Source organism: Vibrio sp. VP6, assembly GCF_028823755.1.
GTDB classification, from domain to species: Bacteria; Pseudomonadota; Gammaproteobacteria; order Enterobacterales; family Vibrionaceae; genus Vibrio; species Vibrio parahaemolyticus.
In genome coordinates, this window is the sequence record NZ_JAPEID010000001.1 from 26,689 (window position 1) to 50,106 (window position 23,418).

Sequence of the window (23,418 nt, forward strand, 5' to 3'; positions counted from 1 at the left end):
GTTCAGAATATGGAACTAAGATTCTTCTTTCTGCTCCAGCTGTTTTTCAACAGCTTTCAAGCGTTTGTTCATCTCGTCAATACGGTGAACACGAGTTGCCGTCTTGCGCCATTCTCGGTTCGTCTGTAATGGGATACCTGATGAATAAAGACCCTTTTCTTCGATACTGCGCATTACCATGCCCATACCGGTGATGGCAACACCATCTGCGATAGTGATGTGGCCATTTAGAACCGACGCGCCGCCGATCTGACAGTACTTACCAATTTTAGTACTGCCGGCAACAATAGTACCACCTGGCATCACGGTACCATATCCGATCTGCACGTTATGTGCGATTTGAAGTTGGTTATCAAGAATCACATTGTCTTCAATAATGGTGTCTTCAAGTGCGCCACGGTCAATCGTAGTACATGCACCAATCTCGACGCGGTTACCAATGCGCACAGAACCAAGCTGAGGAATTTTAATCCACTCGCCTTTATCGTTCGCATAACCAAAACCGTCAGAGCCAATGACTGTGCCAGATTGAACCAGACAGTCATCGCCCAATGATACTTCATGATAAATTGTCACATTAGCCCAAAGCTTGGTGTTGTTCCCCAGCTTCGCGTTTTTACCGATAAAGCAACCTGCGCCGATAACAACGTTATCACCCAGTTCAACTCCCGTTTCAATAACCGCGTTTGCGCCAATTGCAACGTTTTCACCCATCTTCACATCGGATGCAATCACTGCACTCGGTGCAATGTCTTCAGCAGGTTTTGGTGTGGTATCCATAGCCTGAACAACACGAGCGAATGCAACATAAGGGTCAGCAACGACAAGTGCATTACCAGCACACTGGTCCTTATGCTCTGCCTTCACCATCACCACTGTTGCTTTACATTCAGATAGATGCTTTGCGTATTTTGGGTTAGACAAGAAAGTCACGTCACCTTCTTGCGCTTTATCCATTGGAGCTACACGGCCAACGACGAGTGACTCGTCACCAAATAGCTCACCCCCGGTAATTGTCGCCAACTCGGCTAATGTCAATTTTTTCATAACTTCTTATTTTAGAGCTTTAATTACATCTTCTGAGATATTGTATTCTGGTTTGCCGTATTGCAGTGCAGAAATATCAATAACTAGGTCGTAACCTTTTTTGTCTGCTACTTTCTTCACAGCATCTTGGATTGTTTTGAATAGCTTCGCTTTCTCTTCTGCTTCACGACGAGCGCTTGCTTTCTCTAGAGCTTGAGCTTTTACTTTGTATTCGCTGTCTAGCTTAGCGATGTCGATACGCAATTTCTCAATTTCTTCCTGACCTAGAAGCTCACCATCACGTTGTAGTTTTTCAATCTTGGTTTTAACTTGCGCTTGAATTGATTTCAGCTCATCAGCTTTGCTCTTAAAGTCTTTCTGCATTTTTTGTAGAACGACTTCACGTTGAGGAAGAGCTTGGAAAACTTGAGCAGTGTTTACGTAAGCGATTTTCTGTGCAGCTTCGGCTGCGTTTGCAAACATTGAAGAGCTCAGTACAAGAAGGCCAATCCCAGCCGCTTTGATCATTTTATTCAAAATATTTTCCTCTTTAGAAAGTTCTACCGATAGTGAATGTGAAGAACTCTTCATCATCGCCATCAAATTTCTTAATTGGTTTCGCTAGTGAGAATACTAGAGGCCCCATTGGAGACATCCACTGCAACGCCGCACCATAAGATGAACGGTAGTTGGTTGGATCTGAGTAATCGTAGTAGTAACGGTCACCATATTCTGCACCAGAGTCGCGATAGTCAAACTCGGTATCCCAAATACTTGCCATATCGAAGAAAATACTGGTTCGAATTTGGTTGCGAACTTCGTCCGACGCAAATGGTGTAGGAACAATCAGCTCGATACTTGCTAGCGCTACGGCGTTACCACCAACAGAATCGTCTGTAGCAGTATCAGCACCATTGTTCGAGCCAGAGTAATCACGATAAACCGCTTTCGGACCTACGCTGTTAGAGCCGAAACCACGTAGTGTCGTAAAGCCACCTGCGTAATAGTTTTCGTAGAATGGGAACAAGTTATCGTTGCCATCCGTCTGACCGTAACCGTTACCATAACCTAAGCGACCACGGAACAAGAGCGTGAACTCATGCTTCTTAGTCAAAGGCACGTACTGACGCACATCGTACTGCATTTTGAAGTATTGAACGTCAGAGCCAGGTACGGTCATCTTGTAGAATGCACGTTGGTGGTTACCCGCTGTCGGGAAATAACCTCGGTTCAGGTTGTTACGAGTCCAAGAGATATTGAAATCAAAGTCGTTGGTGTTTAACGCACCGCTTGAGTCGATATTGTCTGCTTGAGCTTGCAAGAATTGCTCTACCTGCAAGTAAGGTGACAAGTTACCGATCTTGTTGTGGGTATAACCAACGCCGAATTCAAAACGGTTCAGTTCATCAAATGGGAAACCCCATGTCAAACTTGCACCATAACTTTGGTTGGTATAGTCAACGATACCCGCTTCCGATGCTTCAAATTCATCGTAGAAAATCTTACCGCCCAAGCTTACACCATCAAGGTTCCAGTATGGGTCGCGGTAGTCTAAGCTCACGTTCTTTTGATAGTCGTTCATCATCGCGTTAATACCAACGCGGTTACCGCTACCTAAGAAGTTGTCTTGTTGCAGACCAACTTGGAAGCTGACGCCCGATTCGGTACCGTAGCCAACACCAAAGTTTACGCTACCTGAGTTCGCTTCTTTAACCGAGTAAACCAGATCAACTTGATCATCACTACCTGGTACACGAACCGTTTGTACTTCTACGTTTTCAAAATAGCCAAGACGGTTAAGACGTGTCTTACCAGTTTCAATCGACTTGGAGTTTAGCCAGCTGCCTTCCATTTGGCGCATTTCACGACGCAATACTTCATCTTTCGTTGAGTTATTACCAGTAAAACGAATGTCGCGAACGTAAATTCGATTACCTGGATCAACATTCACAACCAAGGAGACTTGTTTGTTTTCATCGTCAAATTCAGGGATGGTGTTTACTTGAGGGTAAGCGTAGCCAGATTCACCAAGCACACGCTTGATGCCTTCTTCCATCGAAGTCACAAGAGAACCGTTGTACGTTTCATTGTCTTCGAATGGAACGAGTCGTTCGAAGGTCGCTTCTTCACCAATCAGGTCACCGCGGAATTTTACATCTTTAACGGTGTACACTTCGCCCTCTTCCAAGCCAAGAGTAATGTATACCCCTTTCTTGTCAGGAGAGATCGCAACTTGTGTAGAATCAACGTTAAATTTCAGGTAGCCGCGGTCAAGATAGAATGACTTCAGCGCTTCGATATCACCAGCAAGCACTTGCTTTTGGTATTTTTCGTCCGCGAGGAAATTCCACCATGGCACATCAACGTTCAAGTTGAAACGAGAAAGAAGTTCTTCATCCGAAAAGACTTCATTACCGATAAAGTTGATTTGCTGAATTTTTGCCGACACGCCTTCCGTGAAGACAAATTTCAAGTCAGAACGGTTACGTGGCAATGGAGTCACAACCGCTTTCACTGTTGCGTTGTACTTACCAACACTGTAGTAAAAATCTTCCAAGCCTTTTTCGATGTTACTTAGCGTAGTACGGTCAAGCGCTTCACCTTCACGAACGCCAGATGCATTCAGGTTTTCTTGTAGCTGCTCGTCCTTGATCGCTTTGTTGCCTGAGAATGAGATGCTTGCGATAGTTGGACGCTCTTTCACTTGAACCATCAACACGCCACCATCACGCAGCACTTTAACATCTTCGAAGTTACCAGATGCGTACAGTGCGCGGATAATCTCTGCAACATCGCCTTGGTCAATGGTATCACCGACACGTACAGGCATTTTTAGCAACGCCGCACCAAGTGCTACACGCTGCAATCCATCGATTTCAATATCTTGAACTACGAAGTTCTCTGCTCCGTTTGCAGATACACTGGTCGCCAGTAAACTTGCAAACAGAATTCGCTTAATCGCCATACTTGTTCTAATTATTCCTTGCTACTGCTTTTGTCTCTGAACTATCACAGACGAGTAAAATCATTAAATAGCGCTAACGCCATGAGCGAGAAGATGATTGCACCACCAATTCTAAAGCCCATTTCCTGTACTTTTTCTGGGACTGGGCGTCGGATAACGGCTTCAATTGCGAAGAACAATAAATGACCACCATCCAACATAGGTAACGGAACGAGGTTAATAATACCTAGATTAACACTAATTAGAGCGAGAAAACCTAAAAAGTAAACTAGACCGTAGTCCGCCGTTGCACCCGCACCTTTTGCAATCGAAATTGGGCCGCTCAGATTGTTAAGACCGACATCACCAACAATCAGTTTTTTCAACATGCTGACGGTCAAACCAATCACTTGGCCTGTCTTATCAACCGCTTTACCAATTGATTCGAATACACCAAACTGCAGCTCGAAGCGATAACTTTCTGGCCATTCTGCGACTTCAGGTGCGATACCTGCAAAGCCAACCACTTGTTTGTTAGCCAGCTCACGACTGTCTGGTGTTAATGTTAGTGATTGCTCAATGCCTCGGCGTAATACCGTCAACTCGATTGGAGTATTTGGATTTGAGCGTACAGCATCAACGACTTGTTTCCAGTCATTGATAGGCTCACCACCAATCGCGATGATTTCATCTTCTGGAAGCACACCTGCTTTCGCGGCTGCACCATCTTCAGAAACTTGCTTAATAACGCGATAGATTTCTGGTGTATATGGAGCAAAGCCAAGTGAATGCATCGCAGATTCGGTTTCTGGATCAAATTTCCAGTCACGAAGGTCCAGCGTTTTCGTCACTTCAGCGCCAACTTCTGAGTCTGACGTCAGTGTTAGCGTCATAGCGTCATCACCAATATGAGAAATTAATCCCATATTAACTGATTCCCAATCCGGAGTTTTGATGCCTGATACTGCTTTTAGTTCCATTCCAGATTCAATTCCTGCCTCAGCAACAATCGAATTGGGCGTAACTTCACCAATTACGGGTTTTACCGCAGGTACACCAATCAGGAAAACCAACCAATAAGCAAAAATAGCAAATAAGAAATTAAAGATAGGGCCAGCTGCAACAATAGACGTTCGTTTCCAAAGCGGCTTTTGATCAAAGGCTAAATGTTTTTCACTTTCTGGCACATCGTCAACACGGCTATCTACCATTTTGACGTATCCACCAAGAGGAATCATTGAAATAGTGTATTCGGTTCCGTCTTGACCAACTTTTCGCCAAATAGACTTACCAAAACCGATGGAAAATCTTTCAACCTTCACGCCACAACGACGAGCAACCCAAAAGTGCCCAAACTCATGCACGGCAACGAGAATGCCCAGTGCAACGATAAAAGAAACGAGATTCCACAAAATACCAGTCATTAGCTACGCTCGCGTATAATTTCTAGGGCGATAGTTCGAGACATTCTATCTAGCTCTAGCAAGCTTTCCAAGCTATTCGCATTCTCAGGTTTGCAGCTTGCGGTGATTTTATGCAAAACCAATTCATTGATGCGAGCTATATCTGTAAAACCAAGGCGATTATTTAGAAACGCATCAACAGCAACTTCATTGGCTGCATTTAGAGCAGTAGTCGCATGTTGCCCTTCGTAACACGCGTCAATCGCAAGCTTCAAACAAGGATAACGAGCAAAGTCTGGTTGCAAGAATGTCAATTCACCTACTTGAGTAAAGTCTAGCGGTTTTACACCGGCATCAACACGAGAAGGATAAGACATTGTCAGCGCAATTGGTGTTGCCATATCTGGCTCTCCCATTTGCGCCAGTACCGAACCATCACGATACTGAACCATTGAATGGATCACGGATTGCGGGTGAATAATCACTTTTAACTGGTCACGAGCCGCATTGAATAGCCATTTTGCTTCAATGTACTCAAGACCTTTATTCATCATAGTCGCAGAATCGACCGAAATCTTTGGCCCCATAGACCAGTTAGGGTGCGCGATTGCCTGTGCTGGCGTTACGCTGTCGAGATCGGCAATGTCAGCGTAACGGAATGGACCGCCAGATCCGGTTAACAGAATACTAGAAATGCCATGCTCATCTAAGTTACAGCGGCCAAGATTGGTTTGAACTTGCTGTGGTAGGCACTGGAAAATAGCATTATGTTCACTGTCTACTGGCAGCAACTCTGCCCCGTATTGTTCAACGGCATCAATAAACAACTGTCCAGACATGACAAGCGCTTCTTTATTCGCCAGCAATACGCGCTTACCCGCTTTAACGGCCGCCATGGTTGGCAACAAACCCGCTGCACCAACGATGGCTGCCATTACGCTATCTACTTCTTCTAATGAAGCCACATGACAAAGTGCATCAACACCACCTAACACTTCTGTATTTGGTGAAATGGTGTGGATTTCTGATTGCAGAGCAACAGCCGCAGCCTTATCCGCCATTACTGCGAATTTAGGCTGCCATTGGCGACAAAGTGCCACCATCTTTTCAACGTTAGTGCCAGCCGCTAGTGCGACCACAGAAAACAGCTCTGGGTTTTGTTCAACCACTTTTAAGGTGCTTGCACCTATTGAGCCTGTTGCACCAAGAATCGTTAACTTTTGCATGATGTAAGACCGTTAGAAAAATTCAGGAGCGATGAAGCCGCTCCCGATAAATTAGAATACGTAGTATAGAAGAGCAAAGACTGGAAATGCAGCAGTCAGGCTATCGATGCGATCTAATACGCCACCGTGGCCTGGAATGATGTTACTGCTGTCTTTGATGCCAGAAACACGCTTAAACATGCTTTCGACTAAATCACCTAATACAGAAATCACGACCGTGATCAACGTAATGATGATCATATGAATTGGGCTCGTGAACTGGATATTGAACCAATCGGCAAACAACCAGCCAACAATCAGTGCCGCGATGATACCGCCAATAAGACCTTCAATCGTTTTGTTTGGGCTAACATGTGGTGCCATCTTGCGCTTGCCTAAACTTTTACCAGCGAAGTAAGCACCGCTGTCTGCAGCCCATACCAAGAAGCAAACGTACATTACGAGCTTTGCACCGTGGTATGGATCTACCGAAATGTCTGAGGCTCTTAGAATGATTACACTCCAAAGAAAAGGGAGTAATGTCAGAAAACCAAAAACATGTCGTAAAACAAGATTGCCTTGCCAAGATTTTGTGGTTTTCGGGTAAGTAATTGCCATCAAGCTCGCAATAATCCACCACACAAAACCAAGCCCTAACACAACATAATGAGGTGTACTCAAATGGTTTAAGCTATGTGCGTCAGGTGAGATAAAGAGAAAACTAAGTCCGGTAACAACGGCTGCCGGAATCAGTGCAGCAATGCGAGAATTGCTTTCTGTAAATTGTGTCCACTCCCAAAAACCTAACAGTGTTATCGCCGTCAACGCGATAATAAAGCCCATTAGGGGTAACTTAAAAATACCTAAAATAACCAGGGGAGCTAAAATTAGTGCTGTTATTATTCTCTGTTTCAAACTAATTAGTCCTTATTGAGCCGTCATCAATGCCTTTACTTGTTCACCAGTACAGCCAAAACGACGCTCACGGTTAATAAACCACGTCACAGCTTCAACTAAGCTGTCTTCGTCAAACTCTGGCCAAAACTCTGGCGTAAAGTACATTTCAGCATAAGCCATTTGCCACAGCATGAAGTTGCTGATGCGGCATTCGCCACTAGTACGGATCAAAAGATCCACCTCTGGTAGGTCTGCCATGGTCAAATGCTCAGTGATTAACTGCTCATTAATATCCTCTACACGAATTTCACCGTTACGAGCTTTCAGCGCTAGTGCTTTAGCCGCTTCTGTGATGTCCCATTTACCACCATAATTGGCCGCAATGTTAATCACCATACCAGTGTTGCTTGCCGTTAGATTTTCCGCTTCTACAATTTTCTTTTGTAGGCGCTCACTAAAGCGGCTTGTGTCACCAATAACACGTAACTGTAAGTTGTTTTTATGTAGCTTTTTTACTTCACTAGACAGGACTGTGATGAACAGTTCCATCAAAAGACCAACTTCTTCCTCCGGACGACGCCAGTTTTCACTACTAAAAGCAAATAATGTCATCGCTTTAATGCCAAGTTTGGAAGCCGCAGCAACGGTCTTACGAACGGCATTAACGCCTTTTTTATGGCCAAATACGCGAGGTTTTCCTTTGGACTTAGCCCAGCGACCATTACCGTCCATGATGATGGCAATATGCTTAGGGAGGGAGTCAGAGAAGGCTTGAGAATTTTGCATAGGGAGTTAATTGAGTTCCATCAGTTGGATAGATTAACACAAAAAAACGCTGCACTGTGAGCACAGCGTTTTCCAACAGTGATGTAGGTGGGAGTATTAAACTTCCATCAACTCTTTTTCTTTTGCAGCAAGAACTTCGTCGATCTTCTTAACTGCTACGTCAGTCAGCTTTTGGATCTCTTCTTGTGCTTTACGATCTTCGTCTTCAGAGATTTCTTTATCTTTTAGAAGCGCTTTTAGATCGTTGTTTGCGTCACGACGGATGTTACGTACTGCAACACGACCACCTTCAGCTTCACCACGAACGATCTTAACTAGGTCTTTACGACGCTCTTCTGTTAGCGGTGGAAGTGGAACGCGAATGATAGTACCAGCAGACATTGGGTTTAGACCAAGGTCAGACATCATGATCGCTTTTTCAACTTTTTGAGTTAGTTCTTTGTCGAAAACTGTGATTGCTAGTGTACGTGCGTCTTCAGCTACAACGTTCGCTACTTGGTTAAGAGGAGTAGCAGCACCGTAGTACTCAACAGAGATACCAGATAGTAGGCTTGGGTGTGCACGACCAGTACGAACTTTAGAAAGGTTGTTCTTTAGCGCTTCAACGCTTTTGTCCATGCGCTCTTGCGCGTCTTTTTTGATTTCGTTAATCACGGTTTCACCTTAAAAATGTCATCTTTCCTGAAGAAAGCTTAAAAGGGTTGAGCAAAGCGAAACGCCATCCAACGTTGTTTGGATGGCGTATTAGAATTATGCGTCAGAGTTGATCAGCGTGCCTTCTGCTTCGCCCATCACCACGCGACGTAGTGCGCCTGGCTTGTTCATGTTAAATACGCGGATAGGCATTTTGTGGTCACGAGCAAGTGTGAACGCAGCCAAATCCATTACTTTAAGCTCTTTATCCAGAACTTCTGCGTAAGATAGCTTATCATACAGCTCTGCGTCTGGGTTTGCTACTGGGTCAGCAGTAAATACGCCATCAACTTTCGTTGCTTTTAGAACTACGTCAGCTTCGATTTCGATACCACGTAGACACGCAGCAGAGTCTGTTGTGAAGAATGGGTTACCAGTACCTGCTGAGAAGATTACAACGCGGCCTTGACGAAGTTCGCGAATTGCATCAGCCCAATTGTAGTCGTCACATACGCCTTTAAGAGGAATTGCAGACATTACGCGCGCATTTACGTATGCACGGTGAAGAGCGTCACGCATCGCAAGGCCGTTCATTACTGTAGCAAGCATACCCATGTGGTCACCCACTACACGGTTCATACCTGCTTCTGCAAGACCAGCGCCACGGAACAGGTTACCGCCACCGATAACTACACCAACCTGAACACCCAGTTCAACAAGTTCTTTAACTTCTTGTGCCATACGATCAAGGATCGCAGGATCAATACCAAAACCGTCTTCACCTTGAAGAGCTTCACCACTCAGTTTTAATAGAATACGTTGATACGCTGGTTTAGGGTTCGTAGTCATGGAGTTTACCTTCCAAAGAGAGTTGTTGATTAACAGTCATGAATAATCACAAGCTTGCTTATGGTTATTCATCACGGCTAATCGTCTACTTCTCATAAAAAGACCGCAGCCAAGGCCACGGTCTAATCTTTGCACAAGTCTCTAAGGATTAACCTTTTTGAGCTAGTGCTACTTCTTCAGCGAAACTTAGGCCTTCTGCTTTCTCGATACCTTCACCAACTTCTAGGCGAACGAATGTAGCAACTGAAGCACCTTTTTCTTTCAGCATTTCACCTACAGTTTTCTTAGGTTCCATGATGAATGCTTGACCAGTTAGAGAGATTTCGCCTGTGAATTTCTTCATGCGGCCAACAACCATCTTCTCAGCGATCTCAGCTGGCTTGCCTTCGTTCATAGCGATTTCAACTTGAACTTCTTTCTCTTTAGCAACTACGTCAGCTGGTACGTCTTCTGGGTTTACGTACTCTGGCTTAGAAGCAGCAACGTGCATTGCTACGTGCTTAAGAGTTTCAGCGTCGCCTTCACCAGCAACAACTACACCGATTTTCTCACCGTGACGGTAAGAAGCGATTGCAGTACCTTCAACGTATTGTACGCGACGGATGTTGATGTTTTCGCCGATTTTAGCAACTAGAGCAACGCGAGCTTCTTCGAATTGCGCTTGTAGCTCTTCAACTGTAGCTTTTGAAGCTAGAGCTGCAGCTGCAACTTCTTGTGCAAACGCAGTGAAGTTACCGTCTTTAGCAACGAAGTCAGTTTGGCAGTTAACTTCAAGAAGAACAGCTGAACCGTTTTCTTCTTTGATGATGATCGCACCTTCAGCTGCAACGTTACCAGCTTTCTTAGCTGCTTTCGCTGCGCCAGATTTACGCATGTTTTCAATTGCTAGTTCGATGTCAGCGTTTGCTTCTACAAGCGCTTTCTTACATTCCATCATGCCAGCGCCAGTGCGCTCGCGAAGTTCTTTAACTAGAGCAGCAGTTACAGTTGCCATTCTCTATTCCTCGTTTGATTCGAAATAAGGTAAAAAACAGGGGCCTACATTGTCGGCCCCCGATGCTAACTATAACTCAGTCTATGCTACAACAAGGTTTCACATAAACTAAGTGTGACACAGAGCCGCTATTATTCAGCTTCTACGAAGCCGTCTTTTTCAGCAACTACTGCAACGTCTTTGTTGCGACCTTCAGTTACTGCAGATGCAGCAGCGTTTAGGTATAGTTGAACTGCGCGGATCGCGTCGTCGTTACCTGGGATGATGTAGTCAACGCCGTCTGGGTTAGAGTTAGTATCTACCACAGCGTATACTGGAATACCTAGGTTGTTAGCTTCTTTGATTGCAATGTGTTCGTGATCAGCGTCGATTACGAATAGAGCGTCTGGTAGGCCGCCCATGTCTTTGATACCACCAAGAGATTTCTCTAGCTTCTCCATTTCACGAGTGCGCATTAGAGCTTCTTTCTTAGTTAGTTTGTCGAAAGTACCGTCTTGAGATTGAATCTCAAGTTCTTTTAGACGCTTGATTGACTGACGAACAGTTTTGTAGTTCGTTAGCATACCGCCCAACCAACGGTTGTTCACGTAGAACTGGTTGCTAGCGATTGCAGCTTCTTTAACAGCTTCAGATGCAGCGCGCTTAGTACCTACGAATAGAACTTTACCTTTTTTCTCGCCAACTTTAGCTAGTTCAGCTAGAGCTTCGTTGAACATTGGTACAGTTTTTTCTAGGTTGATGATGTGAACGCGGTTACGAGCACCAAAGATGAATGGCTTCATTTTTGGGTTCCAGTAACGAGTTTGGTGACCGAAGTGAACACCAGCTTTCAGCATATCGCGCATTGATACAGTTGCCATTTTAAAATCCTCTATGGGGTTAGGCCTCCACATCCCCCATAATTCCGACCAAGCTTCTGCTCAGCACCCCGGAACATGTGACGGAATGTGTGTGATTTAAAGATAAAAAGGTTAATCGGATGAAGCTTGCTTCGCCGCTTAGCTTTTGCAGAGCGAAGAGAACAGTCCTCTATTCCGGCGCGCTTTATATCATATTTTAGCTCAAGATGGCTAGTAAAAATTGTTTCTTATACTTGTCACATTAGCAGGAATGCTACCCTACTCTCGGCCAGATTCTATTACTACACTTCAAGTAAGAATGACTCATATTCTTAACTGGCTTGGGTTAACCGCCAGATGTCTGATAGAATGCGGCCATTCGCACGTTTACGTGCTTACGAATAAGTAGAGAAAGCCAATGTCAATCAAGATTAAAACTGCTGAAGAAATCGAACGCATGCGCATTGCGGGCAAGCTGGCCGCAGAAATTCTAGAAATGATCGAACCACATATTCAGGTGGGAGTTACGACAGACGAACTGAACAAAATCTGTCATGAATACGCTCTAGAAAAAGGCGCATACTCTGCACCGCTTGATTACCATGGTTTCCCTAAGTCGATTTGTACATCTATCAACCATATTGTTTGTCACGGTATTCCTGCTGAAAAAGACGAGATTGGTAGCAACGGCCAAATGAAGCCGGCGGTACTAAAAGATGGCGACATTCTTAACGTTGATATCACTGTGATCATCCCGAACGATGAGAATGCAGACCTAAGTGTACGCCCTCAAGGCTACCACGGTGACACATCTAAAATGTTCCTAGTCGGTGATGTTTCACCAGCCAACAAACGTCTATGCATGGTTGCTCAAGAAGCACTTTATGTCGGTATGCGTACCGTTAAACCAGGTTCAACTGTTGGTGATATCGGTACAGCTATCGAGAAATACATCAAAGAAAACAATAAGAACAACCCTCGCAATAAGTTCTCTATTGTTAAAGACTTCTGTGGTCACGGTATCGGTGATGAGTTCCACGAAGAACCACAAGTGGTTCACTACAAGAACAAAGACCGCCGCGTACTTAAAGAAGGCATGTGTTTCACTATTGAACCAATGATCAACGCAGGTAAATTCGGTTGTACTGTTGACGCACAAGACGACTGGACTGTATACACAGGTGACGGCAAAAACTCAGCGCAATGGGAACACACTATCGTGGTAACCAAAGATGGTTGTGAAGTATTAACGCTACGCAGTGATGATACGATTCCTCGCCTAATGAAAAATGCGTAACCAAGAATGACTTCAATATCCCCGCTCATGCGGGGATATTTTTTATCTCCGCGAGATTTGTTAAATTAGAAAGGTTTGTAGATCTTTACTTTTAGCTTGCACGGATAGCAAATATGCCACTTCAGTCCCCTCTTACGTTTTCCGACGAACAAATCAATATCGGCGAACTAAAACAAGAGTTAGAAAAATTCAGCTCAACCCAAAAACAAGAGTTTCTTAACCATCACCCTGTGACCAGCTTAGTATTGGCTCGCGCAGAGTACATGGACTTGCTGCTGACGCGTTTATGGCAATACTTCGGTTTTAATGACATTTACAACATCTCATTAGTGGCCGTGGGCGGATATGGTCGCGGTGAACTGCATCCGTTGTCCGACATAGACATTCTTGTTCTTTCTAACAACAAACTGCCGACCGCGTTGGAAGCGAAAATCAGTGAATTTATTACCTTACTATGGGACTTAAAACTGGAAGTTGGCCATGCGGTTCGCACTGTCAATGAATGTGCACAAATCGGTCGTGACGATCTAACGGTTGCCACTAACCTACAAGAAGCACGTCTGCTTTGTGGCAGCGAAGACACATTCCAAGCTCTAAAAAAGGTCGTGCTATCCGACTCTTTCTGGCCGAGCGAAACCTTCTACCGCGCAAAAATCCAAGAACAACGCGAACGTCATGCTCGCTACCACGATACGACCTATAACTTAGAGCCCGATATCAAATCGACCCCAGGAGGTCTTCGCGATATTCACACTTTGAGCTGGGTAGCGCGTCGTCACTTTGGCGCCACATCTCTGCTAGAGATGAGCCGTTACGGCTTTCTTACCGATGCGGAATACCGCGAACTGGTGGAGTGTCAGGACTTCTTGTGGCGTGTCCGCTTTGCTCTGCACATTGAACTTCGCCGATACGACAACCGTTTGACCTTCGCACATCAAGCACAAGTGGCCGAAAACCTCGGTTATGTTGGTGAAGGCAATCGCGGCGTCGAGATGATGATGAAAGAGTTTTATCGCACACTTCGTCGCGTCGCAGAATTAAACAAAATGCTGCTCAAATTGTTTGATCAAGCCATCATCAACGGGGGCGCAACGGAAAACGCGGAAATTTTGGATGCAGATTTTCAACGTCGTGGATCGTTAATCGAAGCCAGAAAACCCGCGCTATTCCAAGCCAGACCTGAAACTATTCTTGATATGTTTTTGCATATCGCGAACGACTCAACCATTGAAGGGGTAAGCCCTCCAACCCTGCGCCAACTGCGTACTGCACGTCGCCGCTTAAACAAGTTTTTACACACGATTCCAGCGGCTCGTGAAAAATTCTTAGCGTTATGTCGACACCCAAATGCACTTCATAAAGCATTCAGTTTGATGCACAGACTTGGGGTAATGGCCGCATATTTACCGCAATGGAGCCAGATTGTTGGTCAGATGCAGTTCGACCTGTTCCACGCCTACACGGTTGACGAGCACAGCATTCGCCTACTCAAACACATCAATACCTTTAACAATCCAGACAACCACGCGAAGCATCCGATTTGTTGCGACATATACCCGCGCATGCAAAAGAAAGAACTGCTGATCATTGCAGCAATCTTCCATGATATTGGTAAAGGTCGCGGTGGTGATCACTCAGTGATTGGTGAAGGTGAAGCGTACGATTTCTGTATTGAACACGGGCTGTCGAAGCCAGAAGCTAAGTTAGTGGGCTGGCTGGTGAGGCATCACCTTCTCATGTCAGTCACCGCACAACGACGCGATATTTACGATCCTGACGTCATTACAGAGTTTGCGAAACAAGTTCGTGACGAAGAATCTCTTGAGTATTTAGTGTGTCTCACGGTTGCGGATATTTGCGCAACCAATCCAGAGTTGTGGAATGCTTGGAAACGCACGCTGCTTGCCGAGCTCTTCTACTCAACGCAACGCGCACTGCGTCGCGGATTAGAAAATCCGGTTGATGTGCGTGAGCGTATTCGCCATAACCAACAGATGGCTTCCGCATTGCTGCGCAAAGAAGGGTTTTCTGCGCGCCAAATCGAAGTGTTGTGGCAACGATTCAAAGCCGACTATTTCTTGCGCCATACTCACACTCAAATCGCTTGGCATTGTGCGCATTTGCTGCGTATGGATGATCCAAACAAGCCGCTGGTACTTATCAGCAAAAAGGCTACGCGCGGTGGAACAGAAGTGTTCGTTTACACCAAAGATCAACCAGCGTTGTTTGCTACCGTGGTGGCGGAGCTCGACCGTCGTAACTTTAACGTTCATGACGCACAAATCATGACCAGCAAAGACGGCCACGTGATTGATACCTTCATGGTGCTCGACCAACATGGAGAAGCCATTGACGAATCTCGCCACGCTGCCGTGATTAAACACCTCACTCACGTACTGGAAGCGGGTCGTCCGACGAAGATTAAAACGCGCCGCACCCCAAATAAACTTCAACACTTCAATGTGAAAACCAAAGTCGATTTCTTACCAACAAAAGGGAAGAAACACACCTTGATGGAGTTTGTAGCACTCGATACTCCGGGACTACTAGCCAAAGTCGGACGTACTTTTGCCGATTTGAATATCAACCTTCACGGCGCAAAGATCACGACCATCGGCGAACGTGCAGAGGACTTATTTATTCTCACTAGCGAAGCTGGCGGTAGACTCAGCGAAGAACAACAAAATGAACTGAGAGACAAACTGATCGAGAAGTTATCTGACGCCGTCACTGCCTAATTCGAAACTGCCAAAACATCCGGTTCAGAGTGAGGGCGATCTTGTCCACAAGTTGAGCAATTTGACTAAATATCAGCTATCTAGCTCATACATAGGCTGCTACAGTTATATCAATATCAATTAGATGTAACAGAGGTAGCCTATGTATCCCCACCTCACTGGTTTGGGTATTCATGATCCCAAGCAGATTGAACGTTATTCCCTACGTCAAGAAGCACATAAAGACGTGCTCAAAATCTACTTCCATAAGCAAAAAGGCGAGTTCTTTGCCAAAAGCGTCAAATTCAAATACCCACGCCAAGTAAAAAATGTCTTAGTTGATAGCGGTAGTCATAAATACAAGGAAGTAACGGAAATCAACCGTAACCTTACTTTGGTTATCGACGAACTCAACAAGATCACAAAACCAGCGAAAGTGTCTGAACTGGATGTAAAACAAAAGATTCTTTCTGATCTTCGCCATTTAGAAAAAGTCGTTTCTAGCAAGATCGCCGAGATCGAAGCGGATCTAGAAAAACTCAAATAGCCTTTAAGAATCGGTAAACAACAAAAAGGGTTGGTAAACATGCCAACCCTTTTCTATTTCTCTTCGCTAGAGCACAGCCTCTTTACTTAACGAGCTCTTCGTCCCACTCAAATCGAGTAAACAATTGCTGCCACGTATCGTCGATACTCGCTTTCATCACCAGCTCTTCATTTGTAAACGGATGCACAAAACGCAGCTCCGAAGCATGTAACAGCAAGCGGTGTGAATCAAATTCGTTACGGAACAATTTGTTGTGTTTACCATCACCGTGCGATGTGTCCCCCACAATTGGGTGACGTAGGTGGGCCATGTGACGACGCAATTGGTGCTTGCGACCAGTCTTGGGCTTCATTTCCATCAAACAGTAGCGCGTTGTTGGGAACTTGCCCGTCGAATAAGGCACTTCCACTTTCGCCAGTGGTTTGTAAGCGGTTACTGCCTCTTGAGCTTCTTTCTCTTGGGAGGCGAACTTATCTGCAATTTTGTCTAGTTCGACTTTTAACGCGTAATCTAAAACGCCCTCTTCCTCAATCCAACCACGGACAATCGCGTGATAGGTCTTCTCCATTTTGTGCTCAGCAAACATAGGCATCACTTGAGAAGCCACTTCACTGGAGAGCGCAAACACCAAAACGCCAGAAGTCGGACGATCCAAGCGATGCAACGGAAAGACATGCTGACCAATTTGGTCTCGCAGAGTCTGCATGACAAACTGAGTTTCGTGTTTATCTAGCCAACTGCGATGAACCAACATGCCGGCGGGCTTGTTCACCGCAACAAAATACTCATCTTGATAAACAATCTCCAACTCTACTGGAGCCACGGTTTGTGATGTTTCTTGTTCTGACATTGAAGTTACTTACATAGTTCGTCGATAGTTCGAATCGTGTTCAAAAGCTCTGCGTACTGCGGCTCTTGCTTCCACGCTTCTGCAAAATAAGGTTCAATAGAGAAACCTCTTGGCAAAGGTTGGCTACTTTCTACTAAAGCGTGCATTCGAGCAATAAAAATCCACTGCAACCATTCATGTGGATCAAGCGTATCTATCGCGAAAGGCTCCACACTTTGCAACGCTTCTGGCGACGGCATGGTTTGTTGCCATAGCTCGTGCTTTTGAAGTTGTGCTTCAAGTTGGTACAGTAATTCCACCAGTTTTGTGCTTGTAGTCATTAACTTTTACATCTCGAACCTTGAATTAGCCGAGAATGATACCATTTCTTGTCAAAAGAACGTTAGGACGTCGTATTTAATGGAAAACATTCAAACCCTCACCCAGTTACTGAAAAACAGTCATTGTGAATATCAAATCTTCGACCTTGGCCGACGCATCAAAACGATCGATTCGCAATTGTTCGCCGATGTTGAAAAAGGTCTGTGCCCTTACCCATACCCAATGCAGCGTAAAGCACATTTAGCGATTGCTTATTGGAATGAACAAAAACAACCTTGGATTTGGTTTTTAAAGTTTGAACTGGATGAGCGCGGCTTACTCAAGCAATCTGATATTGGCAACTTCATTAAATACGTAGTTGAAGCCATGGGCACTCGTCTAAGCGAAGAGATGTCTGAAGAGCAACAACAAAAACTCTCCAATAATCCATACACGTTCAAACCTTCTGAAGACAAGATGGCGGTATTCCACAGCCAAGTTCGAGCAAATTTGGATCTACCCACCAGCCAATATTACGAACATACACAGCACTACTTCACAGGCGGTCTAGGCTGGGAAAATTGGCAGACGGTTGGCCTGCAAGGAATCACCGATATCGCCGCACGCCTTGGTAAAGAGCAAAATGCGGTCACTCTGCGTAAAGCTCTCAATCATTTACCTAACGAGCCTCTATACGCACTGCTTGGTGCTCTTGAGCATGTCGACTTACAAGAACGACTAGCGCAGCGTATCGCAGAAAAAGCGCAGCAAGAGATTCACAGCACAGAACCAGATTTGTTCTTGCTATCGGCATTAACTCGAGCGTTAGCAGGCGCTCCAACTGAAATCTCTTTGCCAGTACTAGAAGCGATTTTGCAAAGCCCTCGTTTAAGTCACCAAGAAGTACTGATCGGTATTGCGGGACGAGCATGGCATCTTCTTTCTGATGCAAAAATCGCTGAACAATTTTTGCTACGACTCGCACAAACAGGCCATCAAACCCTGTTTAATCAATTATTTGCCGATTTAGTTATGCTGCCAGAGCTAAGAATGGTATTGCTACCTTTGCTGCACTCTAGCCCATCGGAAGAGCTAGCCACTGCACTCATCAAATTGCAGCAAGCCACAAAGGGATAAGAAAGGATTAAGGATGATAGGAGATCTACTGGCAATACTTGGACTGTGCTTTTTCTGTTTTCTATTTTGGCAACAACGACGTCAATCTGAGTTAGCCAAAGTTGCCATCTCACGAAAATGCGAGCAATTAGATCTTCAGCTCGTTAGCATCGCTTTTGGAGCACACAAACTGAAAACGCCAGACGGAGTCTGGCGTTGGCATACAGTGTATCAATTTGAATTTTCATCTCTTGGCGATGACTGCTATCAAGGCCAATTGACTATGGTTGGATTCAGGCCGCAGAGCTTTCACCTACCGCCACATCGCTTGTAAATTCCATTTCAAAGTAAGGGCCGAATAAGTCCTTACTTTCTCTTGTTTTAACAAATCCCAGTTTTTCCAATACCGCCATTGATGCTTGGTGATTGCTGCTTACATTCGCTTTCACCTTATGTAGTTCCAACTCGCGGCACGCTTTAGGGAAAAACGCTTTTAGCGCTTCTGTCGCTAACCCTTTACCCCAATACGCCTTATCAAAAATAAAACCTAATTCGGGTTCGGAATCGAGATGGGAAATGAATACATGCCCCATATAGTCACGGCTCGTACTCTCAAGTACCGCCATACTATAAATATTTTCGTCATCCAGTATTTTCTCAAACAACTGTTTGGCAGACGCTACTGTATGAGGACCATTCATTTCGGCACGGTTTTTCGCGCAGCAATTAAGCATAACGAATTCTAGTTGCAACGACTCATTGTAGGGTAGAAGAAGCATTCTTCTGGTTACTATGGCCACATCTGTTCCTTGATTACAGCAAACTTAATTAATCCGCATATCACAAGCTAAGCGAAGCTGAGCCTGCCAAGTGACTGCGGGAGATAACGCCTTGTAGAGAAGCCGAAAGTTAAACCAACTGATTGGAAAGGATATTGATCTGGATTGTTTTTTATTAAGTGTTATTAGGATTTTATAAATTTTGTGACATTGACGGTTTTACCATCGAAAATAAGAAAGACCCCGACACGAATGTATCGGGGTCATGGTCTTACTCGCAGCAGTCCGGCTACTAAATAGTGCTCCATGCATCATCCATAATAGTGGTTGATTCCGTCAGCTCAGTCCTTACGTCGCCGTCCTAGCGGTGTCCTTATCATCCTGATAGCTAACATTCCCCGTTAGCGCACATCACTTGTTCCTTGAGCGGTGTCCCTTGCATCTTCCTGATGCTGTCCATAACCTCAATCCTATGAGGGGTCCATTGTCTATCCTTAGTCATCAACATCCTATTGATGATTGCTTCCTTACAATGTCCTGCGCTCCATGCTTGATCAATCATCCTGATTAACCAAATCGTCTTCCTGACGATAACCAAATCCTTGGTGCTTTCCTGTTCCGTGTCTGCTTCCTGCTGACAAGGTTAAATTTACGCTTTTCCTTAGCTTTCACAATCTACCCTAAAACAATTTTTTTTATTCGCAACGGTTAATAATATGTTAAATCATTATTTATCAAAAGCTTACATGGAGACTTTTCTTTAAAACTGATGACGAAATCGTTTTCTCTTACACGCTATGTAAGAGATCTCTCACAACCCACTACCGAAATTGCTATTCGCTAAATCCCACCTCTCAAAGTATGATGACAACTATATCGTTATTAAGGATTGAAAATGTTAACTCAAGACGTCACGAAAGAGCTGGAAGCTGTGATGGAGCAGCTGCAACGAGAAGGGAAAGAGCCAACGGTTGCACTAGTGAAAGCACGTATGAAGACACCAGTCCCAATGCCTGCACTCATTACTGTTATCAAAAGCTGGAAGAGCGCGAATCACGTCCCAAAAGTAGAAGTCACTGCGCCACTATCGAAAGAAGAAGATCGCCTGACGGCACTTGAAAACACAGTCGCAAAATTAACCGCTCGTATTGAAGAGCTAGAAGCAAAACTGGGTGAGAAATAAGAATGAAGTTATGGGTAGATGCAGACGCTTGTCCTAAAGTGATCCGTGAGACCATCGTGCGTGCCGCAGAACGAACCGGCGTAGAGTGTACCTTTGTCGCCAATCACGTTGTACCAGTGCCAAAAAGAGCCAACATTCACTCACTTCAAGTCCCTGCAGGTTTTGATATTGCTGACAACGAAATTGTTCGTCGTGTAGAGCCAAATGATTTGGTCATCACATCCGATATCCCACTTGCCGATGAAGTCATCACTAAAGGCGCTCTAGCGTTGAGCTCTCGTGGCGAGCTTTACACCAAAGACACCATCAAAGCGCGTCTTAATATTCGTGACTTTATGGAAACCATGCGCTCAAGCGGTATTCAAACTGGCGGGCCTGCGGCACTTTCGCAAACCGAACGCCGAGAGTTTGCAAACCATCTGGATAGAATCCTCGCGAAGCGATAAAGGGCTTTCATTCAAACATTGAAATGATCCATCTCTGAAATAAGACTCAGCAGAGTTCGTACTTCAAACATGCAAAAAAGCCTGCGAATATCGCAGGCTTTTTTTGGAGCTGTGTGAGGTGCCCTAAGTATTACGGTGTGTAATACGTTGCAGCGCCCGGGCCGACTGGTAGACCAAATACGAATACCCATAGGTAGAACAGCAGACTCCAACCTACGATAAAGCAGATTGAGTAAGGCAGCATGGTCGCGATCAGCGTACCGATACCTAGATTCTTCATGTAGCGAGTCGCTACCGCCAAAATCAAACCAAAGTAGCTCATCATCGGTGTGATGATGTTCGTGGTTGAATCACCGATACGGTAAGCCGCTTGAATGGTTTCTGGGGCATAACCCACTAGCATTAGCATTGGCACGAAGATAGGAGCTGTCACGGCCCACTGCGCCGATGCAGAACCGATCATCAGGTTAATGAAGCCACACATCAGAATGAATGCGAAGAACAACATAGGGCCAGTCAGACCGATGCTTTGCAGGAAGTCAGCACCTGCAACGGCAAATACTTGGCCAAAGTTCGTCCACTTAAAGAAAGCAACAAACTGCGCAGCGAAGAACACCAACACGATGTACATGCCCATCGAAGACATTGATTTAGACATCGCATCGATAACATCACGGTCGGTTTTCATCGTGCCAACGACTTTACCGTATACAAAGCCAGGGATAGCAAAGAATACGAATATGAAAGCGACGATACTTTTCAGGAATGGGGATCCTGCAACAGTGCCAGCGTCTGAACGTAGGATGCCGTCTTCTGGAACAATCGTCCAAGCCAACAAAGCAGACACAACCAACACAGCAAGACCAGCAACTTTCAGACCTTTCTTCTCAAGGTCAGTTAGGTTGCCCATTTTGTCGTTAGACAAATCTTCAGCCGCTTCTTCCTCGTTGTACTTGCCAAGTTTCGGCTCAACGATTTTCTCTGTAACGAATGCCCCCATACCCGCGATGAAGAACGTCGACACAAACATGAAGTACCAGTTTACTTCTGGTCCAACAGTGTAAGTCGGGTCAATCATTTGAGCTGCTGTCTCAGTAATACCTGAAAGCAGTGGGTCAACTGTACCAATTAGAAGGTTTGCTGAGTAACCGCCCGATACACCAGCAAATGCTGCCGCAAGACCAGCAAGAGGATGACGACCAAGGGAATGGAAAAGCATTGCAGCTAGTGGGATAAGAACCACGTAGCCAAGCTCAGAAGCGGTGTTTGAAATGATACCAGCAAAAACAACCGTAACCGTCACCATACGTTGTGACGCGCCCATTACTAGGCCACGCATTGCTGCTGAAAGTAGGCCCGAGTATTCCGCAATTGCAACACCAAGCATCGCAACCAATACCGTACCTAACGGTGCGAAACCAACAAAGTTTTTCACTAGATTGGTAACAATAAGCTCTAGACCGTCAGCGTTAAGTAAGCTGACCACTTGAATCATGCCGTCTGCAGCACGACCTTTTGCTCCCTCAGGACGAGGATCGACAACCGATACTTCGAAGTAACCAGCTATACCCGACATCACCAAAATGGCTAAACAGAAAATGGCAAATAGTGTGATCGGGTGGGGCAACAGGTTCCCCAAATATTCGACAGTATCCAAAAAGCGCGTAAACAACGGCTTCTTAGGTGAGTTTTGTTTAATTGAAGCAGATGAACTCATCTGTTCCCTCCTTGTTTTTATTCCTGTGCAATTGTGAAAAAAATGTCACAAAGCGAGCGAAGGGTACTTGAGTAAAGAGTCAATTAAAAGCCAAAAACGTTACAAATTGTAAATCAATGGCAAATTTATAACCAGTTATTTGCATAAATGTAGATATTTCATCCATATAAAACAAATTAACCAACATTATAAATTAAACAAAGATATAACCATTAGATATGCAGGAATGCCTAATCCCTATATAAAGTCGAATGCAAAGATAGTGTGTGGTGTAAGCTCAAAGAGCCGAGCAGTCTGGCAAACGTTCAATTTTGACTTGAATAACGATGAAGTCGTGCCAGTAAAAACCATGCCAAGCACGAGCGAATAAACGTTGGCACTTGGCGAGTATTAGGTGGGCGTGTAGATTCATAGCTGCTGAGGCAATCATCCGTTGTCATGGACGAAAATACCTTCAATTTCGCTACACACCCCTTTGCTGTTCGTTTCTACTGTTATTTTTGTACAGCTTTGAACCTCGGATTTGTCTTACAAATAACGTACAAGCGCCCTCTTCTTTTCACTATCTGACAGTCAGGATGACGGCTCTTCGCGCTTTTAAGTGATTTCACAACTTTCATGACTTATTCCTTCTCACTAGTAAATTGACCAAAACGACGGTTGAAGTTAGCAATACGCCCTTCCGCTTGAACCACGCGTTGCTTACCTGTGTAAAACGGATGAGAAGACGACGACACATCCAATGTGAAGTACGGGTATGTTTTTCCGTCTTTCCACTCAATGGTGCGATCGGTTTTCAATGTTGAGCCGACAACAAAGTATTCATCCACACTTGTGTCATGAAACACCACTGGACGATAGTCAGGATGGATTCCTGGTTTCATTTCAAT

The 23,418-nt window shown here is 44.9% G+C and carries 24 protein-coding genes; 7 read left to right on the forward strand and 17 right to left on the reverse strand.

Annotation, left to right across the window (positions count from 1 at the left end; translation table 11 throughout):
- Positions 1–15 precede the first annotated feature (15 nt).
- The 11 genes from lpxD to rpsB all read right to left on the reverse strand — a co-directional run bounded on the left by lpxD (position 16) and on the right by rpsB (position 11,597).
- On the reverse strand, positions 16–1,047 hold the full coding sequence (lpxD, locus tag OU793_RS00125) for a UDP-3-O-(3-hydroxymyristoyl)glucosamine N-acyltransferase (RefSeq protein ID WP_015297139.1): 1,032 nt from the start codon (positions 1,045–1,047) through the stop codon (positions 16–18).
- A gap of 6 nt (positions 1,048–1,053) precedes the next feature.
- A complete protein-coding gene (locus tag OU793_RS00130) occupies positions 1,054–1,563 on the reverse strand; it encodes an OmpH family outer membrane protein (RefSeq protein WP_274647714.1) in 510 nt (169 codons plus the stop codon).
- Between the two features lie 13 nt (positions 1,564–1,576).
- Positions 1,577–3,991: an outer membrane protein assembly factor BamA gene (gene bamA / locus OU793_RS00135; RefSeq protein ID WP_005456717.1), complete on the reverse strand. Its 2,415-nt coding sequence runs from the start codon at positions 3,989–3,991 to the stop codon at positions 1,577–1,579.
- A gap of 44 nt (positions 3,992–4,035) precedes the next feature.
- The gene (gene rseP / locus OU793_RS00140; RefSeq protein ID WP_005456697.1) at positions 4,036–5,394 is read right to left on the reverse strand and encodes a sigma E protease regulator RseP; all 1,359 of its coding nucleotides are present in this window, start codon (positions 5,392–5,394) and stop codon (positions 4,036–4,038) included.
- On the reverse strand, positions 5,394–6,599 hold the full coding sequence (gene ispC / locus OU793_RS00145) for a 1-deoxy-D-xylulose-5-phosphate reductoisomerase (protein ID WP_005456710.1): 1,206 nt from the start codon (positions 6,597–6,599) through the stop codon (positions 5,394–5,396). The genes rseP and ispC overlap by 1 nt, the downstream gene beginning before the upstream one ends.
- Before the next feature lie 51 nt (positions 6,600–6,650).
- Positions 6,651–7,493: a phosphatidate cytidylyltransferase gene (locus OU793_RS00150; RefSeq protein WP_005480977.1), complete on the reverse strand. Its 843-nt coding sequence runs from the start codon at positions 7,491–7,493 to the stop codon at positions 6,651–6,653.
- A gap of 12 nt (positions 7,494–7,505) precedes the next feature.
- A complete protein-coding gene (locus OU793_RS00155) occupies positions 7,506–8,261 on the reverse strand; it encodes an isoprenyl transferase (protein ID WP_005480970.1) in 756 nt (251 codons plus the stop codon).
- Positions 8,262–8,357: 96 nt separating this feature from the next.
- Positions 8,358–8,915: a ribosome recycling factor gene (gene frr, locus OU793_RS00160; protein ID WP_005456723.1), complete on the reverse strand. Its 558-nt coding sequence runs from the start codon at positions 8,913–8,915 to the stop codon at positions 8,358–8,360.
- A 96-nt stretch (positions 8,916–9,011) separates the two neighbouring features.
- Positions 9,012–9,743, reverse strand: coding sequence for a UMP kinase (pyrH, locus tag OU793_RS00165; RefSeq protein ID WP_005484104.1), 732 nt, complete (start codon positions 9,741–9,743; stop codon positions 9,012–9,014).
- Positions 9,744–9,891: 148 nt separating this feature from the next.
- Positions 9,892–10,737: a translation elongation factor Ts gene (gene tsf, locus OU793_RS00170; RefSeq protein ID WP_005456729.1), complete on the reverse strand. Its 846-nt coding sequence runs from the start codon at positions 10,735–10,737 to the stop codon at positions 9,892–9,894.
- Positions 10,738–10,868: 131 nt separating this feature from the next.
- Complete coding sequence (gene rpsB, locus OU793_RS00175; protein ID WP_005456727.1) at positions 10,869–11,597, reverse strand: 30S ribosomal protein S2; 729 nt, start codon at positions 11,595–11,597, stop codon at positions 10,869–10,871.
- A 397-nt stretch (positions 11,598–11,994) separates the two neighbouring features.
- Here rpsB and map point away from each other — a divergent pair, with 397 nt between their 5' ends.
- The 3 genes from map to OU793_RS00190 all read left to right on the forward strand — a co-directional run bounded on the left by map (position 11,995) and on the right by OU793_RS00190 (position 16,137).
- Positions 11,995–12,873, forward strand: coding sequence for a type I methionyl aminopeptidase (map, locus tag OU793_RS00180; protein WP_005456732.1), 879 nt, complete (start codon positions 11,995–11,997; stop codon positions 12,871–12,873).
- Positions 12,874–12,986: 113 nt separating this feature from the next.
- Positions 12,987–15,611, forward strand: a complete 2,625-nt coding sequence (gene glnD, locus OU793_RS00185; protein WP_005479040.1) for a bifunctional uridylyltransferase/uridylyl-removing protein GlnD — start codon at positions 12,987–12,989, stop codon at positions 15,609–15,611.
- A 142-nt stretch (positions 15,612–15,753) separates the two neighbouring features.
- Positions 15,754–16,137 carry a DUF3461 family protein gene (locus tag OU793_RS00190; RefSeq protein WP_005456756.1) on the forward strand — a complete coding sequence of 128 codons (384 nt, stop codon included), beginning with the start codon at positions 15,754–15,756 and terminating at the stop codon, positions 16,135–16,137.
- Between the two features lie 82 nt (positions 16,138–16,219).
- On the opposite strand, the gene truC is transcribed toward OU793_RS00190, so the two are convergent.
- Positions 16,220–16,987: a tRNA pseudouridine(65) synthase TruC gene (gene truC / locus OU793_RS00195; protein WP_005456757.1), complete on the reverse strand. Its 768-nt coding sequence runs from the start codon at positions 16,985–16,987 to the stop codon at positions 16,220–16,222.
- Between the two features lie 5 nt (positions 16,988–16,992).
- A complete protein-coding gene (locus OU793_RS00200; RefSeq protein ID WP_023584124.1) occupies positions 16,993–17,307 on the reverse strand; it encodes a YqcC family protein in 315 nt (104 codons plus the stop codon).
- A 79-nt stretch (positions 17,308–17,386) separates the two neighbouring features.
- On the opposite strand from OU793_RS00200, the gene OU793_RS00205 reads away from it, so the two are divergent.
- Positions 17,387–18,424, forward strand: coding sequence for a DUF3549 family protein (locus tag OU793_RS00205; RefSeq protein ID WP_140065700.1), 1,038 nt, complete (start codon positions 17,387–17,389; stop codon positions 18,422–18,424).
- A 13-nt stretch (positions 18,425–18,437) separates the two neighbouring features.
- Entirely contained in the window at positions 18,438–18,737 is a 300-nt protein-coding gene (locus OU793_RS00210; protein ID WP_005494258.1) for a DUF3301 domain-containing protein, read from the forward strand.
- Here the strand turns inward: OU793_RS00210 and OU793_RS00215 are convergent.
- Positions 18,697–19,182, reverse strand: a complete 486-nt coding sequence (locus OU793_RS00215; RefSeq protein ID WP_193237424.1) for a GNAT family N-acetyltransferase — start codon at positions 19,180–19,182, stop codon at positions 18,697–18,699. The two genes, OU793_RS00210 and OU793_RS00215, sit on opposite strands and share 41 nt — an antisense overlap.
- Before the next feature lie 895 nt (positions 19,183–20,077).
- On the opposite strand from OU793_RS00215, the gene OU793_RS00220 reads away from it, so the two are divergent.
- Complete coding sequence (locus OU793_RS00220; protein ID WP_015297146.1) at positions 20,078–20,365, forward strand: hypothetical protein; 288 nt, start codon at positions 20,078–20,080, stop codon at positions 20,363–20,365.
- A gap of 2 nt (positions 20,366–20,367) precedes the next feature.
- On the forward strand, positions 20,368–20,811 hold the full coding sequence (locus OU793_RS00225; RefSeq protein WP_005456606.1) for a YaiI/YqxD family protein: 444 nt from the start codon (positions 20,368–20,370) through the stop codon (positions 20,809–20,811).
- Positions 20,812–20,941: 130 nt separating this feature from the next.
- On the opposite strand, the gene OU793_RS00230 is transcribed toward OU793_RS00225, so the two are convergent.
- The 3 genes from OU793_RS00230 to OU793_RS00240 all read right to left on the reverse strand — a co-directional run bounded on the left by OU793_RS00230 (position 20,942) and on the right by OU793_RS00240 (position 23,412).
- Positions 20,942–22,528 carry an AbgT family transporter gene (locus OU793_RS00230; RefSeq protein WP_005484923.1) on the reverse strand — a complete coding sequence of 529 codons (1,587 nt, stop codon included), beginning with the start codon at positions 22,526–22,528 and terminating at the stop codon, positions 20,942–20,944.
- Between the two features lie 494 nt (positions 22,529–23,022).
- Entirely contained in the window at positions 23,023–23,148 is a 126-nt protein-coding gene (gene ykgO / locus OU793_RS00235) for a type B 50S ribosomal protein L36 (RefSeq protein WP_005380299.1), read from the reverse strand.
- Between the two features lie 3 nt (positions 23,149–23,151).
- Positions 23,152–23,412 (reverse strand): type B 50S ribosomal protein L31, encoded by a 261-nt coding sequence (locus OU793_RS00240; RefSeq protein ID WP_005479047.1) that lies wholly within the window; start codon positions 23,410–23,412, stop codon positions 23,152–23,154.
- Positions 23,413–23,418 lie beyond the last annotated feature (6 nt).

What these genes read in the sequence shown, in the direction of transcription:
- OU793_RS00225 (WP_005456606.1), top strand. Translation starts at nt 20,368, where the DNA reads ATGAAGTTATGGGTAGATGCAGACGCTTGTCCTAAAGTGATCCGTGAG.
- OU793_RS00220 (WP_015297146.1), top strand. Translation starts at nt 20,078, where the DNA reads ATGTTAACTCAAGACGTCACGAAAGAGCTGGAAGCTGTGATGGAGCAG.
- tsf (WP_005456729.1), bottom strand. Translation starts at nt 10,737, where the DNA reads ATGGCAACTGTAACTGCTGCTCTAGTTAAAGAACTTCGCGAGCGCACT.
- glnD (WP_005479040.1), top strand. Translation starts at nt 12,987, where the DNA reads ATGCCACTTCAGTCCCCTCTTACGTTTTCCGACGAACAAATCAATATC.
- OU793_RS00210 (WP_005494258.1), top strand. Translation starts at nt 18,438, where the DNA reads ATGATAGGAGATCTACTGGCAATACTTGGACTGTGCTTTTTCTGTTTT.
- OU793_RS00200 (WP_023584124.1), bottom strand. Translation starts at nt 17,307, where the DNA reads ATGACTACAAGCACAAAACTGGTGGAATTACTGTACCAACTTGAAGCA.
- rpsB (WP_005456727.1), bottom strand. Translation starts at nt 11,597, where the DNA reads ATGGCAACTGTATCAATGCGCGATATGCTGAAAGCTGGTGTTCACTTC.
- map (WP_005456732.1), top strand. Translation starts at nt 11,995, where the DNA reads ATGTCAATCAAGATTAAAACTGCTGAAGAAATCGAACGCATGCGCATT.
- OU793_RS00230 (WP_005484923.1), bottom strand. Translation starts at nt 22,528, where the DNA reads ATGAGTTCATCTGCTTCAATTAAACAAAACTCACCTAAGAAGCCGTTG.
- rseP (WP_005456697.1), bottom strand. Translation starts at nt 5,394, where the DNA reads ATGACTGGTATTTTGTGGAATCTCGTTTCTTTTATCGTTGCACTGGGC.
- OU793_RS00155 (WP_005480970.1), bottom strand. Translation starts at nt 8,261, where the DNA reads ATGCAAAATTCTCAAGCCTTCTCTGACTCCCTCCCTAAGCATATTGCC.
- lpxD (WP_015297139.1), bottom strand. Translation starts at nt 1,047, where the DNA reads ATGAAAAAATTGACATTAGCCGAGTTGGCGACAATTACCGGGGGTGAG.
- ykgO (WP_005380299.1), bottom strand. Translation starts at nt 23,148, where the DNA reads ATGAAAGTTGTGAAATCACTTAAAAGCGCGAAGAGCCGTCATCCTGAC.
- OU793_RS00240 (WP_005479047.1), bottom strand. Translation starts at nt 23,412, where the DNA reads ATGAAACCAGGAATCCATCCTGACTATCGTCCAGTGGTGTTTCATGAC.
- OU793_RS00190 (WP_005456756.1), top strand. Translation starts at nt 15,754, where the DNA reads ATGTATCCCCACCTCACTGGTTTGGGTATTCATGATCCCAAGCAGATT.
- truC (WP_005456757.1), bottom strand. Translation starts at nt 16,987, where the DNA reads ATGTCAGAACAAGAAACATCACAAACCGTGGCTCCAGTAGAGTTGGAG.
- OU793_RS00215 (WP_193237424.1), bottom strand. Translation starts at nt 19,182, where the DNA reads ATGCTTCTTCTACCCTACAATGAGTCGTTGCAACTAGAATTCGTTATG.
- OU793_RS00205 (WP_140065700.1), top strand. Translation starts at nt 17,387, where the DNA reads ATGGAAAACATTCAAACCCTCACCCAGTTACTGAAAAACAGTCATTGT.
- bamA (WP_005456717.1), bottom strand. Translation starts at nt 3,991, where the DNA reads ATGGCGATTAAGCGAATTCTGTTTGCAAGTTTACTGGCGACCAGTGTA.
- ispC (WP_005456710.1), bottom strand. Translation starts at nt 6,599, where the DNA reads ATGCAAAAGTTAACGATTCTTGGTGCAACAGGCTCAATAGGTGCAAGC.
- pyrH (WP_005484104.1), bottom strand. Translation starts at nt 9,743, where the DNA reads ATGACTACGAACCCTAAACCAGCGTATCAACGTATTCTATTAAAACTG.